At 71.7% G+C, this 13,392-nt stretch carries 11 protein-coding genes; 2 read left to right on the top strand and 9 right to left on the bottom strand.

Annotation, left to right across the window (positions count from 1 at the left end):
• Positions 1–110: 110 nt before the first annotated feature.
• The 6 genes from AC2CJA_RS07255 to AC2CJA_RS07230 form a co-directional block, all read right to left on the bottom strand.
• On the bottom strand, positions 111–341 hold the full coding sequence (locus tag AC2CJA_RS07255) for an acyl-CoA carboxylase subunit epsilon (RefSeq protein WP_484601833.1): 231 nt from the start codon (positions 339–341) through the stop codon (positions 111–113).
• A 20-nt stretch (positions 342–361) separates the two neighbouring features.
• On the bottom strand, positions 362–1,945 hold the full coding sequence (locus tag AC2CJA_RS07250; RefSeq protein ID WP_484601831.1) for an acyl-CoA carboxylase subunit beta: 1,584 nt from the start codon (positions 1,943–1,945) through the stop codon (positions 362–364).
• A 209-nt stretch (positions 1,946–2,154) separates the two neighbouring features.
• Positions 2,155–3,798, bottom strand: coding sequence for a citramalate synthase (gene cimA, locus AC2CJA_RS07245; protein WP_484601830.1), 1,644 nt, complete (start codon positions 3,796–3,798; stop codon positions 2,155–2,157).
• Between the two features lie 379 nt (positions 3,799–4,177).
• A complete protein-coding gene (locus AC2CJA_RS07240) occupies positions 4,178–5,281 on the bottom strand; it encodes a branched-chain amino acid aminotransferase (RefSeq protein WP_484601829.1) in 1,104 nt (367 codons plus the stop codon).
• A gap of 233 nt (positions 5,282–5,514) precedes the next feature.
• The gene (locus tag AC2CJA_RS07235) at positions 5,515–6,552 is read right to left on the bottom strand and encodes a 3-isopropylmalate dehydrogenase (protein WP_484601828.1); all 1,038 of its coding nucleotides are present in this window, start codon (positions 6,550–6,552) and stop codon (positions 5,515–5,517) included.
• Positions 6,553–6,727: 175 nt separating this feature from the next.
• The gene (locus AC2CJA_RS07230) at positions 6,728–6,871 is read right to left on the bottom strand and encodes a hypothetical protein (protein ID WP_484601827.1); all 144 of its coding nucleotides are present in this window, start codon (positions 6,869–6,871) and stop codon (positions 6,728–6,730) included.
• 283 nt (positions 6,872–7,154) lie between these two features.
• Here AC2CJA_RS07230 and AC2CJA_RS07225 point away from each other — a divergent pair, with 283 nt between their 5' ends.
• Entirely contained in the window at positions 7,155–7,409 is a 255-nt protein-coding gene (locus tag AC2CJA_RS07225; protein WP_484601826.1) for a hypothetical protein, read from the top strand.
• Here AC2CJA_RS07225 and pruA read toward each other — a convergent pair.
• Positions 7,406–9,037: an L-glutamate gamma-semialdehyde dehydrogenase gene (pruA, locus tag AC2CJA_RS07220; RefSeq protein ID WP_484601825.1), complete on the bottom strand. Its 1,632-nt coding sequence runs from the start codon at positions 9,035–9,037 to the stop codon at positions 7,406–7,408. The genes AC2CJA_RS07225 and pruA overlap by 4 nt on opposite strands.
• Before the next feature lie 73 nt (positions 9,038–9,110).
• Positions 9,111–10,037 (bottom strand): proline dehydrogenase family protein, encoded by a 927-nt coding sequence (locus AC2CJA_RS07215; RefSeq protein ID WP_484601824.1) that lies wholly within the window; start codon positions 10,035–10,037, stop codon positions 9,111–9,113.
• 191 nt (positions 10,038–10,228) lie between these two features.
• Here AC2CJA_RS07215 and AC2CJA_RS07210 point away from each other — a divergent pair, with 191 nt between their 5' ends.
• Complete coding sequence (locus tag AC2CJA_RS07210; RefSeq protein WP_484601834.1) at positions 10,229–11,431, top strand: PucR family transcriptional regulator; 1,203 nt, start codon at positions 10,229–10,231, stop codon at positions 11,429–11,431.
• A 153-nt stretch (positions 11,432–11,584) separates the two neighbouring features.
• Here AC2CJA_RS07210 and serA read toward each other — a convergent pair whose 3' ends face one another.
• Positions 11,585–13,174 (bottom strand): phosphoglycerate dehydrogenase, encoded by a 1,590-nt coding sequence (gene serA / locus AC2CJA_RS07205; protein WP_484601823.1) that lies wholly within the window; start codon positions 13,172–13,174, stop codon positions 11,585–11,587.
• Positions 13,175–13,392 lie beyond the last annotated feature (218 nt).

The raw sequence follows: 13,392 nt of genomic DNA, 5'->3' as shown, positions 1-13,392 counted from the left end.
CGGCCGGGCCGCGCACGTGTCAGGCCGGGCACAGACCTGTGCCCGGCCTCCGTGCGGGGCCGCGCCGGCCCCGCACGGTCTCGGCGGCCGGGCCCGCCTCCGTCTCCCTGTCAGCCCTGCCAGCTGTGGGGGGCCCGGAAACCGGAGGTACGCTCCAGGCGGCGCCAGGGGGCGGTGCTGCGGCGCGGACGGGACGCGGCCGGGCCGCCGGACTGGTGGGCGGCGGCGCGGGCCATGAGCAGGGCGGTGACCGCGGCGAGTTCCTCCTCGCTGGCGTGGCCCTTCTCCACACGGACCACGTCGGCGACGGCTGTGGCTGTAGCGGTGGCGGGAGTGTTCACGGGACTGGACCTCACAGGTGTCACTGGGGCGGATTGCCGTGCTTGCGGGCGGGCAGGTCGGCGTGCTTGGTGCGGAGCATGGCCAGGGCTCCGATGAGGACGCCTCGGGTGTCGGCGGGGTCGATGACGTCGTCGACCAGGCCGCGCTCGGCCGCGTAGTAGGGGTGCATCAGCTCGGCCCTGTACTCCTTGACCAGCTCCGCCCGGGTGGTCTCGGGGTCGTCGGAGGCGGCGATCCGCCGCCGGAAGATCACCCCCGCGGCGCCTTCGGCGCCCATCACCGCGATCTCGTTGGTCGGCCAGGCGTAGGTCAGGTCCGCGCCGATGGACTGGGAGTCCATGACGATGTACGCCCCGCCGTAGGCCTTGCGCAGCACCAGCGAGATCCGCGGCACGGTGGCGTTGCAGTACGCGTACAGCAGCTTCGCCCCGTGCCGGATGATCCCGCCGTGCTCCTGGTCCACCCCCGGCAGGAAACCGGGCACGTCCAGCAGGGTGACGATGGGGATGTTGAAGGCGTCGCACATCTGCACGAAGCGGGCGGCCTTCTCGGAGGCGTGGATGTCCAGCACGCCGGCCAGCTGCTGGGGCTGATTGGCGACGATGCCCACCACCTGGCCGTCCATCCGGGCCAGGGTACAGATGATGTTGGTGGCCCAGCGCTCGTGGACCTCCAGCAGCTCGCCGTCGTCGACGATCTCCTCGATCACCGCGCGCATGTCGTAGGGGCGATTGCCGTCGGCCGGCACCAGGTCCAGCAGGGCCTCGCAGCGCCGGTCGGCCGGGTCGGCGCACTCGGTGCGCGGCGGGTTCTCCCGGTTGTTGGACGGCAGCAGGGACAGCAGGTAGCGGACCTCCTCCAGACAGGTGGTCTCGTCGTCGTAGGCGAAGTGCGCCACGCCGGAGGTGGCCGCGTGCACGTCCGCCCCGCCCAGCCCGTTCTGGCTCACCTGCGCGCCGGTGACCGCCTGGACCACGTCGGGGCCGGTGATGAACATCTGCGAGGTGTCGCGGACCATGAACACGAAGTCGGTCAGCGCCGGGGAGTAGGCCGCCCCGCCCGCGCACGGGCCCAGCATCACCGAGATCTGCGGGATGACCCCGGAGGCGGCGGTGTTGCGCTGGAAGATGCCGCCGTAGCCGGCCAGCGCCACCACGCCCTCCTGGATGCGGGCGCCGGCCCCGTCGTTGAGGGAGACCAGCGGCGCGCCGGCCGCGATGGCCATGTCCATGATCTTGTGGATCTTGCTCGCGTGGGCCTCGCCCAGCGCCCCGCCGAAGATCCGGAAGTCGTGGGCGTAGATGAAGACGGTGCGGCCCTCGACCGTCCCCCAGCCGGTGATCACTCCGTCGGTGTACGGCTTCCGGTCCTCCAGGCCGAAGCCGGTGGCGCGGTGGCGGCGCAGCGGCTCCACCTCCCGGAACGACCCCTCGTCCAGCAGCAGTTCGATCCGCTCGCGCGCGGTCAGCTTGCCCTTGGCGTGCTGGGCCTCGGTGGCCCGCTCGCTCGGACCGCGCCGAACCTGCTCACGGATGGCGTGCAGCTCCGCCACACGGCCACGGGCGTCACTCGCCGCGGGCGGCGTCTGGGACAGATCGGTCATGTTCAGACCCTACGAAACCGCCGTGCTGTTCGCCGTCGTCGGATTCGTACAGTCTCAGCCCACGTTTCATGGCCACGCTGGACAGAACCGTATCCCTGACGTTGTTGCACCAGGGAAGATGCCCAGTTTCCCCCGGTGCGGGTTGTGGGGTTCCCACAGCCCGCACCGGAGGGGCGTTCAAGCCTGGGTGGGCGTGTCGTGACGGCCGGTCAGCCCTGGGGCTCCACTCCGGCACGCAGCAGACCGTATGTGTAGGCGTCGACGAGGGCCTGCCAGGAGGCGGCGATGACGTTGTCGGCCACTCCGACGGTGGACCACTCGTCGCCACCGTCGCCGGTGGACACCAGCACTCGTGTGGTGGACTCCGTGCCGTGGGTGCCCGCCAGGATGCGGACCTTGTAGTCCACCAGCTCCATCCGGGCGAGTTCGGGGTAGATCCGCTCCAGGGCCAGCCGCAGCGCCCGGTCCAGGGCGTTGACGGGGCCGTTCCCCTCCGCGGTGGAGACGATGCGCTCGCCCTTGGCCCACAGCTTCACGGTCGCCTCGTTGGCGTGGGAACCGTCGGGGCGGTTCTCCACGATGGCCCGCCAGGACTCGGTGGTGAAGAAGGGCTGGGGCCGCTCCTCCGTACCACCCCGCAGCAGTTCCTCCCGCAGCAGCAGCTCGAAGGAGGCGTCGGCGGCCTCGTAGCTGTAGCCGCGCAGCTCGCGCTCCTTGACCCGCTCCACGATCCGGCCGACCAGCTCGCGGTCGCCGCCCAGGTCGATCCCCAGCTCCTGGCCCTTGAGCTCGATGGAGGCGCGGCCGGCCATGTCCGAGACCAGCATCCGCAGGCGGTTGCCGACCAGTTCGGGGTCGATGTGCTGGTAGAGGTCGGGATCCACCTTGATGGCGGAGGCGTGCAGTCCGGCCTTGTGGGCGAACGCGGAGACGCCGACGTACGGCTGGTGGGTGGAGGGCGTGAGGTTGACGACCTCGGCGATGGCGTGGGAGATCCGCGTCATCTCGCGCAGCGCGTCCTCGGGCAGGACCTTCATGCCGTACTTGAGCTGGAGTGCGGCGACCACCGAGAAGAGGTTGGCGTTGCCCACGCGCTCACCGTAGCCGTTGGCGGTGCACTGCACATGGGTGGCGCCGGCGTCCACGGCGGCCAGGGTGTTGGCCACCGCGCAGCCGGTGTCGTCCTGGGCGTGGATGCCCAGGCGCGCGCCGGTGTCGGCGCCCACCGTCCGCACCACTGCCTGGATCTGGGCGGGGAGCATGCCGCCGTTGGTGTCGCACAGCACGACCACGTCGGCACCGGCCCCGTACGCGGTGCGCACGACCTGCTTGGCGTACTCGGGATCGGCCAGGTAGCCGTCGAAGAAGTGCTCGCAGTCGACGAAGACCCGCCGGCCCTGCTCCCGCAGGTACTCCACCGTGTCGCGGACCATCGCCAGGTTCTCCTCCAGCGTGGTGCGCAGCGCCAGCTCGACGTGGCGGTCGTGCGCCTTGGCGACGATGGTGACCACCGGCGCCCGCGAGTCGACCAGCGCCCGCACCTGCGGGTCGTCGGCCGCGGCGACGCCCGCCCGGCGGGTGGCCCCGAACGCGACGAGCCTGGCGTGGCGGAAGTCGATCTCCTCGCGGGCGCGCCGGAAGAACTCGGTGTCCCGGGGGTTGGCACCGGGCCAGCCGCCCTCGATGAAGCCGACACCGAAGTCGTCCAGGTGGCGGGCGATGGTCAGCTTGTCCGCGACGGAGAGGTTGATCCCCTCGCGCTGCGCCCCGTCGCGGAGCGTGGTGTCGAAGACGTGGAACGCGTCGCCGGGGGTCGCGTCCCCCGGCTGCCGGGAGGCCGCGGCGTCGGTCATGCTGGTCTGGCTCCTGTCGATGGATGTAGGTCCGGGATACTTGGCCCTACTTGTCCCCATCATCCCTCACGCCCTCGTTCCGGCCGGGTGGCGCCGGAAAACGAAAAGACCCCTCGCGGGTGCGAGAGGTCTGCGCGCGGGTCTGGGACACGGTGTCCGCCGCCGCACCGGATGTGTGCGTGGACGGTCACTGCGGACCGGCGCGCCTGCTGCCGATAATCGTGGCGAGGTGAGGCACGGGCACAGTGTGGCACGGATCCGCTCAGCGGATCGGGAGGTCTCACCATGTGGTCACCGCGGTCCACCGGGACGCACGGCGGGCGGAAGGCGGCCGGGCGGGACGGGACGCACGCGGCCCTCCCGTCCCGCCCGGCCGGTCTCAGGCCAGCCTGTGCATCCAGCCGTGCGTGTCCTGCGCGCGGCCGGTCTGGACCGCCAGCAGCGCCTCGCGCAGCTCCATCGTGATCCCGCCCGGCTCGCCGTCGCCCACCGTCCAGTGCCCGGCGGCGGACTTCACCGTGCCGACCGGGGTGATGACGGCCGCGGTACCGCACGCGAAGACCTCGGTGATCGAGCCGTCGGCGTTGCCCTCCCGCCACTCCTCGACGGAGATGAGCCTCTCCTCTGTGCGGTAGCCCAGACCGGAGGCGATCGTCAGCAGGGAGTCGCGGGTGATGCCCGGCAGCAGGGTGCCGGTCAGCCTGGGCGTGACGATGGCGGCGTCCCTGCCCGAGCCGAACACGAAGTACATGTTCATGCCGCCCATCTCCTCGATCCAGCGGCGCTCACCGGCGTCCAGCCAGACCACCTGGTCACAGCCGTGCTCGGCGGCCTCGGCCTGGGCGACGAGGGAGGCCGCGTAGTTGCCGCCGGTCTTGGCCTCGCCCGTGCCGCCGGAGGCGGCGCGCACGTACTCCTGCGACAGCCAGACCGAGACGGGCTTGACGCCGCGCGGGAAGTAGGCGCCCGCGGGTGAGGCGATCACCACGAACAGGTACTCGTTGGCGGGCCTGACACCGAGTCCGACCTCCGCGGCGAACATGAAGGGACGCAGGTACAGCGACTGCTCGCCCTTGCCGGGCACCCACTCCCTGTCCTGCCGCACCAGCAGGTCGCACGCCTCGACGAAGGCATCCACCGGCAGCTCGGGCATCGCCAGCCGGCGTGCGGAGCGCTGGAAGCGCCGGGCGTTGGCGTCCGGGCGGAAGACGGCGACCGAGCCGTCGGACTGGCGGTACGCCTTCAGCCCCTCGAAGATCGTCTGGGCGTAGTGCAGCGTCATGTTCGCCGGATCCATCTGGAACGGGGCGTACGGCTGGAGCTGCGCGTCGTGCCAGCCGCGGCCCTCGGTCCACCGGATGGTGACCATGTGGTCGGTGAAGTGCCGGCCGAAACCGGGGTCGGCGAGCACCGCCTCGCGCTCCGCGGCGGACAGCGGCTGCGCGGAGGGCTTGAGGTCGAATTCGATACGGGGCGTCGTCATGTTGAGCGCGTCCTTCACTGGGTGTCGTGGTGGACCGCGCTCCCGTCGCCCCGGTCGGTACCAGGACGTCCGAGCTTCCCTGCGTACAGCGGCCCCGTGTCCGATTATCGGGGGCAGCAGACCGCACGGGGTCACGGGTGGGCGGTCCTGGTGGTAGATGTTCGCACCCAACCGCCGAGTAGCACAGCGGCCGGGCACCTGCGGCCCGGCCGGACGGAGCGTACGGCCGCGCGTCAGCCGGCTGCCAGCGCCGCGAGGGCATCGCCGACCTCGTCGGTGGTGCGGGGCTCGGAGCGCTCCGCGAGGTCGGCCGAGACCGCGTCCTCGATGCGGGCCGCCTCGGGGTCGAGGCCCAGGTGCCGCAGCATCAGCGCGACGGACAGGACCGTCGCCGTGGGGTCGGCCTTGCCGGTGCCGGCGATGTCGGGCGCGGAGCCGTGGACCGGCTCGAACATCGACGGGAAGGCGCCGGTGGGGTTGATGTTCCCGGAGGCGGCCAGTCCGATGCCACCGGTGACGGCGGCGGCGAGGTCGGTGAGGATGTCGCCGAAGAGGTTGTCGGTGACGATCACGTCGAAGCGCTCCGGCTGGGTGACGAAGAAGATCGTCGCGGCGTCCACGTGCAGATAGTCGGTGGTGACCTCGGGGTACTCCTCGCCGACCCGGTCGAAGATGCCCTTCCACAGATGGCCTGCGTGTACCAGGACGTTGTTCTTGTGGACCAGCGTGAGCTTCCTGCGCGGCCGGGCCTTGGCCCGCTCGTAGGCGTCCCGCACCACGCGCTCCACCCCGTAGGCGGTGTTCACGCTGACCTCGGTGGCCACCTCGGCCGGGGTGCCGGTGCGCAGGGAGCCGCCGTTGCCGGTGTACGGGCCCTCGGTGCCCTCCCGGACGACGACGAAGTCGATGTCGGGGCGGCCCGCGAGCGGGGTCGCGGTGTTCGGGAAGAGCCTGGAGGGACGCAGGTTGACGTAGTGGTCGAAGGCGAAACGCAGCTTGAGCAGCAGCCCGCGCTCCAGCACACCGGAGGGGACCGAGGGGTCGCCGATCGCGCCGAGCAGGATGGCGTCGTGGCCCTTGAGCCGCTCCAGCTCCGCGTCCGGCAGGGTCTCCCCCGTGGCATGCCAGCGCTTCGCGCCGAGGTCGTACTCCCGTGTCCGCAGCTTCACGTCCTGGGGAAGGACCGCGGCCAGGACCTTCAGGCCCTGGGCCACGACTTCCCGGCCGATGCCGTCACCGGGGATCACTGCGAGGTCGATGCTGCGAGACATGGGAGGGACCCTACCGCTCGTCCCAGGAGTTGACACGCACCGTCCGCGATGCGGACCGGACGCTCCTGCTCCGCGCGAGCTCCGCACCAGCGCCGTGCGAGCGCCGTGCGAGCCGAGGCCGGAACTCTGGGGGTTCCGGGCGGGGACCCGCGGGACGGTACGGCCCGGGCCGGCCTCAGTGGCCGGTGGCGCCGCCGTTGTCCCGGCGGTCCAGCGCCCGCTGAAGGGCGGCGGCCGCGTTGCGGCGGTCGGCGTTGTCGGCGTTGTCGTGGTGGTCGCGGGCGGTGTGGCGGGGGCGGCGGCGTGCGGTCGCGTCCATGGCGAACTCCCTGAGGGGGACGGAGAAACCGGAGGGTGGAAGGAGAGGGGATTCCCAAGCGCGCCGTGAGGGCGGGGGCGGCGGGTGCGGCAGGGGTCACCTGCGACGGGCACTGCGCCTCATCCGCCATTCGCTGATGGAGCGAGACGTTCGGCTCCTACCAAAGTAAGGGCTGAAAGCTGTGATGTCCCGCCGATTAGTTGGCCTTCCTACTATCTGAGACGGGGCCTTCCCCGACCTGCGGCTTTGTCGCTGTGACGCCGCACACTTCACTCTTTCGGGCGTGGGCTCGGCCGTTGTGGGCGCGCACGGGCTGACGGCCCACGTCCCCGATCTGTCCGTCGCTCCCGAGGACGACGCCGAGCACGTCACCGAGGACGGGCTGGGACTGAAGGCGTCCTGCGTGGAGATGGTCGTCGAGGTGGTCTCCCCCGGGCACCGCGCGACCGGGCCCACAAGCACCGCGCGCACGACGGCGTCTGAAGCCCGGACGGATCCGGGCTTCAGACGCCGCGCATGGGCCGCTGGGGGAGGTTAGCCCATGTGGGGGTAGCGGTAGTCGGTCGGCGGGATCAGGTTCTCCTTGATGGAGCGGGTGGATGTCCAGCGCATCAGGTTCTGCTTGGAGCCCGCCTTGTCGTTGGTGCCCGACGCCCGGCCGCCGCCGAAGGGCTGCTGGCCGACGACCGCGCCGGTGGGCTTGTCGTTGATGTAGAAGTTGCCGGCGGCGTAGCGCAGCTTCTCGCAGGCGTGCGCGGCGGCGGCACGGTCCTGGGCGATGACGCAGCCGGTCAGGCCGTACGGGGCGACCGACTCCATCTGCTCCAGCACCGCCTCGTACTCCGCGTCCTCGTAGACGTGGACGGCCAGGACCGGGCCGAAGTACTCCTGCCGGAAGACCTCGCTCGCCGGGTCGGTGCAGGTGATGACGGTCGGGCGGACGAAGTAGCCGACGCTGTCGTCGCAGCTCCCGCCGGCGACGATCTCGCAGTCCGGGTCGGACTGCGCACGCTCGATGGCTGCCTTGTTCTTGGCGAAGGCGCGCTCGTCGATGACGGCGCCCATGAAGTTCGACAGGTCGGTGACGTCGCCCACGGTCAGACCATCGACCTCGGCCGTGAACTCCTCCCTGAAACCGTTCTCCCAGATGGAGCGCGGCACGTAGGCGCGCGAGGCGGCCGAGCACTTCTGGCCCTGGTACTCGAAGGCGCCACGGGTCAGCGCGGTCCTCAGCACAGCCGGGTCGGCCGAGGGGTGGGCGACGACGAAGTCCTTGCCGCCGGTCTCACCGACCAGGCGCGGGTAGGTCCTGTAGTTCTCGATGTTGTTCCCGACCGTCTTCCACAGGTACTGGAAGGTCTTCGTCGAGCCGGTGAAGTGGATGCCGGCGAGGTCGGGGTGGGCCAGTGCCACCTCCGAGACCTCCTTGCCGTCGCCGGTCAGCAGGTTGATGACGCCGTCCGGCAGCCCCGCCTCCTCCAGCAGGCGCATCAGCAGCACGGCGGCGTGGGTCTGGGTCGGGGACGGCTTCCAGAGGACTGTGTTGCCCATCAGCGCCGGCGCGGTGGGGAGGTTGCCCGCGATGGCGGTGAAGTTGAAGGGCGTGATCGCGTAGACGAAGCCCTCCAGCGGGCGGTGGTCCATGCGGTTCCACACACCCGGGGAGTTGGCGACCGGCTGCTCGGCCAGGATCTGGCGTGCGTAGTGGACGTTGAAGCGCCAGAAGTCGATCAGTTCGCAGGGGGTGTCGATCTCCGCCTGCTGCGCCGTCTTGGACTGGCCGAGCATGGTGGAGGCGGCCATCGTCTCGCGCCAGGGTCCGGCCAGCAGCTCGGCCGCCCGCAGGAAGACCGCGGCGCGGTCGTCGAAGGAGAGCGAGCGCCACATCGGGGCGGCGGCCAGCGCCGCGTCGACGGCCTCCCGCGCGTCCTGCCGGGTGGCGTGGGCGGCGGTGCCCAGCACCGCCTTGTGGTTGTGGGGCTGTACGACGTCGAAGCGCTCGCCGCCGCCGAGACGCCGCTTCCCGCCGATGGTCATCGTCAGGTCGATCGGGCTCTCGGCCAGCTCCTTGAGCCTGGTTTCGAGACGGGTGCGCTCCGGCGTGCCGGGTGCGTAGGTGTGCACCGGCTCGTTCACCGGCGTGGGGACCTGGGTCACAGCGTCCATGAGCCGTGTCTCCTTCGGAGGTTCGGATCTGTCGTCGTACGTCGGGGGCCGCCCGTGCGCGGCCGTGGTCCGCTCAGCCTCTGGTGGCCAGCGAGCGCAGAAAGAAGGCCAGGTTGGCGGGGCGCTCGGCCAGGCGCCGCATGAAGTACCCGTACCAGTCGGTGCCGTACGGGACGTACACGCGCATCCGGTGGCCGGCGGCGGCCAGCCGCTCCTGCTCGGCGGTGCGGATGCCGTACAGCATCTGGAACTCGTACTCGTCCGGCTTGCGGCCGGCGCGGCGGGCCAGTTCCCGGGTGATGGCCACCATCCGCGGGTCGTGGGAGCCGATCATGGGACAGCCCTCGCCCGCCATCAGGATCCGCAGGCAGCGGACGTACGCCCGGTCCACCTCGCGTTTGTCCTGGAGGGCGACGGAGGCGGGCTCCTTGTAGGCGCCCTTGACCAGGCGGACCCGGGATCCCTCGCCGGCCAGGGCACGGCAGTCGTCCTCGGTGCGGTACAGGTACGACTGGAGCACCGCGCCCGTGGCGGGGAAGCGTTCGCGCAGCTTCGCCAGGATGGCCAGCGTGGAGTCGACCGTGGTGTGGTCCTCCATGTCCAGGGTGACGGTGGTGCCCGCCTCGGCCGCGGCCTCCACGACCCGCAGGACGCCCTCGTAGGCGATGTCGTCGCCGCCCGGGAGGGCCTGTCCGAAGGCGGAGAGCTTCACCGACATCTCGGCCCGCACTCCCAGGCCGGCCTCCCGCAGCGCCTCGGCCAGGGCCAGGTAGGCGTCGCGGGCGCGCAGGGCCTCGGTGCGGTCGGTGACGTCCTCGCCCAGGTGGTCGAGGGTGACCTCCAGACCCCGGCCGGTGAGGGAGCCGACGGCCTCCATGGCCTGGTCGAGGCTTTCTCCGGCGACGAAGCGGTCCACCACGGGGCGGGTGACCGGTGCGGCCGAGACGACGCGGCGGATGCTGTCGCTGCGCGCGGCCGCGAGGAGCACGGGACCCAGCACGGGGCACCTCCACGGGTGGTTCTCTGACGGTGGTCGGGCGGCTGGTGAGCCACCGTCGAAACTAAGGATCGCTCCGCTTTCCCGCCATCGACAGCTGTCACGCTTCCGTGGCCCGGATCTCAGACATTTGTATGACAATGATGGTGTCCGCGGAGGTGCCGCGGGCGGTGTGCGAAAGGCGGCGCGAAGCGGTGCGCGAGGACTACCAGGTGCTGATCGACGAGGTGACCGCCCTCCTCGGCACTCCCGCGACACTGGAGAACCGCGACTTCGGGCTGATCGCCTTCGGAGTCCACGAGGGGGAGGGCGACGAGGACGACGACGGGGAGGACGGCGCTCTCCTGATGGACCCGGTGCGCACCCGCTCGATCCTCCGGCGTCGCTCCACCGCACGGGTGCGGGCGTGGTTCGAGAGTTTCGGCATCACCCGGGCGGTGGAGCCCGTACGGATTCCGCCGGATCCGTCGGCCGGGGTGCTGCGGGGCCGGATCTGCGTGCCGGTGCGGCACGGCGGTGTGGCGCTGGGCTACATCTGGCTGCTGGACGACGGTGCGCTGGAGCTGTCCGACCCCCGGCTGGCCGACGTACGGGCCGTCGCGCGCCGCATCGGCTCGCTGCTGGCCGACGAGTCCCGGGCGGGTGCGCGCCGGGGCGAACTGCTGTGTGCCCTGCTCACCGCGGCGCCGGAGCACCGGGCGGCCGTGGATCTCGCGGAGGCGGAACTGGCCGGTGAGCTGGGGCCGGTGGCGACGGGGCCGCTGGCGGCGGTGGCCGTGGTGCCGTGGGAGGAGGATGCGGAGGGCCGGTCCGCGGCGGCGCCCGGAATCCCCGGCGCGGTCGCGGTGTGCGCGGTGCCCGGGACGGAGGGGCTGGCCGTGCTGGTGCGGCTGCGCACCTCCGGAGCCCTCGGTCCGGCTCGCACAGCCGCCGAACGACTGCTGCGCTCGCCGCGCGCCGGGGCGGCGGCGGGAATCGGCGAGCCCTGCACGGGTCTGGGCCCGGTGCCCGGTGCCTGGTGGCAGGCACTGGCCGCGGCGCGGGCGGCGCGGGCGGAGAGCAGGTTCGGACCGGTGGCGCGGTGGGACCGGATCGGGCCGTACCGGCTGCTGGCCTCGATCGCCCGCTCCTCCGGCTCGTCGGCGGACGGGGCACCGGATCCGTCGGTGCGGGTGCTGCTGGAGCCCGGCCGCCGGGAGATGGCCCGTACCGCCGAGGCGTTCCTGGACTGCGCGGGTCAGGCGGGCCGCACCGCGGCGCTGCTGGGCGTCCACCGGCAGACGCTGTACTACCGGCTGTCGCGGGTGGAGCAGCTCACCGGCCTCGACCTGGACGACGGCGAGGACCGGCTGCTGCTGCACATGGCGCTGAAGACGGCACGGCTGCTGGAGGGCTGAGAGGCCGCCTCCGCGGAAGACGCCCGCCGCGGCTGGGCTGTGGGGCGGTACGACCCTACGACGGACCGCCACGACCCCGGCACGGATGTGCGTGCCGGGGTCGTGGCGGTCTCCGGGTCCCCCTGGAAGTTCACCCGGAGGAGGGATCCTCGATCAGTCCTCCAGGTTGACGTTGCGGGCCGAGGTGGCGCCGATCTCCTGGGCGATCTCACCCATCACCGGAGCCGGGATGAGGCCGTCCACGGTGAGGGCGACCAGCGCCTCGCCGCCCTCCTCGGCACGGGAGACCTGCATACCCGCGATGTTGATGCCGGCCTCGCCCAGGATGCGGCCGACGGTACCGACCACACCGGGGCGGTCGGCGTACCGCAGGAAGGCCATGTGCTCGGCCAGCGCCAGGTCGACGTCGTACTCGCCGACCGCGACGATCTTCTGGGCGTGCTTGGGGCCGGAGAGAGTGCCCGAGACCGAGACCTCCTGGCCGTCGGCCAGGGTGCCGCGCACGGTCACCACGTTGCGGTGCTCCGGGGACTCCGAGCTGGTGGTCAGCCGGACCTCCACCCCGCGCTCCTGCGCGAACAGCGGCGCGTTGACGTAGCTGACCGTCTCGTCGACGACGTCCTCGAAGACACCCTTGAGCGCGGAGAGCTCGAGCACCTTGACGTCGTGCTGGGTGATCTCGCCGTAGACCTCGACGTCGAGCCGGACGGCGACCTCGCCCGCCAGCGCGGTGAAGATCCGCCCCAGCCGCTCGGCCAGCGGCAGCCCGGGCCGGACGTCCTCGGCGATCACGCCGCCCTGGACGTTGACCGCGTCCGGGACCAGCTCACCGGCGAGCGCCAGCCGCACCGAGCGGGCGACCGCGATGCCCGCCTTCTCCTGCGCCTCGCCGGTGGAGGCGCCCAGATGCGGGGTGCACACGACGTTGTCGAAGGCGAAGAGCGGGGAGTCGGTGCACGGCTCGGTGGCGTACACGTCCAGGCCCGCACCCGCGACCCGGCCCTCCTTCAGGGCCGACAGCAGCGCCGCCTCGTCCACGATGCCACCGCGCGCGGCGTTGACGATCCGCACGTCCGGCTTGACCTTGTGGAGCGCCTCGTCGCCGATCAGACCCAGCGTCTCGGGGGTCTTGGGCAGGTGGACGGTGATGAAGTCGGAGGTCTCCAGCAACTCGTCCAGGGAGAGCAGCCTGACGCCCATCTGCGCGGCCCTGGCGGGCTGCACATAGGGGTCGTAGGCGACGACCTTCATCCCGAAGGCGGACATCCGCTGAGCGACCAGGACACCGATGCGGCCGAGGCCGACGACGCCGAGGGTCTTCTCCGAGAGCTCCACGCCGGTGTACTTGCTGCGCTTCCACTCGCCGTTCTTCAGGGCGGTGTTGGCCTGCGGGATGTTGCGTGCGGTGGCGATGAGCAGACCACAGGCCAGCTCGGCCGCGGTGACGATGTTGGAGGTCGGCGCGTTGACGACCATCACACCGGCCTTGGTGGCGGCGGAGACGTCGACGTTGTCCAGGCCGACTCCCGCACGGGCGACGACCTTCAGCCGCCGGGCCGCGGCGATGGCCTCGGCGTCGACCTTGGTGGCGCTGCGCACCAGGATCGCGTCGACGTCGGCGACTGCGGCCAGGAGTTCGGCCCGGTCGGCCCCGTTGCAGTGCCGGATCTCGAAGTCCGGGCCGAGGGCGTCGACCGTGGCCGGGGAGAGTTCTTCGGCGATGAGTACTACGGGTTTGCTCACTTCGGTCTTCAGTCCTCACTGGTCCGTGCCGGCGGCCGCGTCCCGACGGCCGAGGGCGGTGGAGGTGGGCAGCCGCGTGGAGACGCACGACGCTGTGAGCCTGTGACGCGCTTGTGTGTGCAGTGTATCGGCGGAGGAGCGGCCCCGGTGGCCGATCACCGGGGCCGCTCCGTCCCGTCGGCGGGCCGCGGCGTCCACCTGCGGGCGGGGTCGGGCGG

The organism is Streptomyces sp. ATLC9 (genome assembly GCF_057196705.1).
The sequence above is the reverse complement of the archived record's forward strand: the minus strand, read 5'-3'. Positions and strand labels throughout refer to the sequence as shown.

Bases quoted from the DNA above. Each gene is read 5' to 3' on its own strand.
- AC2CJA_RS07250 (WP_484601831.1), bottom strand. From the start codon at position 1,945: ATGACCGATCTGTCCCAGACGCCGCCCGCGGCGAGTGACGCCCGTGGC.
- cimA (WP_484601830.1), bottom strand. From the start codon at position 3,798: ATGACCGACGCCGCGGCCTCCCGGCAGCCGGGGGACGCGACCCCCGGC.
- AC2CJA_RS07240 (WP_484601829.1), bottom strand. From the start codon at position 5,281: ATGACGACGCCCCGTATCGAATTCGACCTCAAGCCCTCCGCGCAGCCG.
- AC2CJA_RS07235 (WP_484601828.1), bottom strand. From the start codon at position 6,552: ATGTCTCGCAGCATCGACCTCGCAGTGATCCCCGGTGACGGCATCGGC.
- AC2CJA_RS07230 (WP_484601827.1), bottom strand. From the start codon at position 6,871: ATGGACGCGACCGCACGCCGCCGCCCCCGCCACACCGCCCGCGACCAC.
- pruA (WP_484601825.1), bottom strand. From the start codon at position 9,037: ATGGACGCTGTGACCCAGGTCCCCACGCCGGTGAACGAGCCGGTGCAC.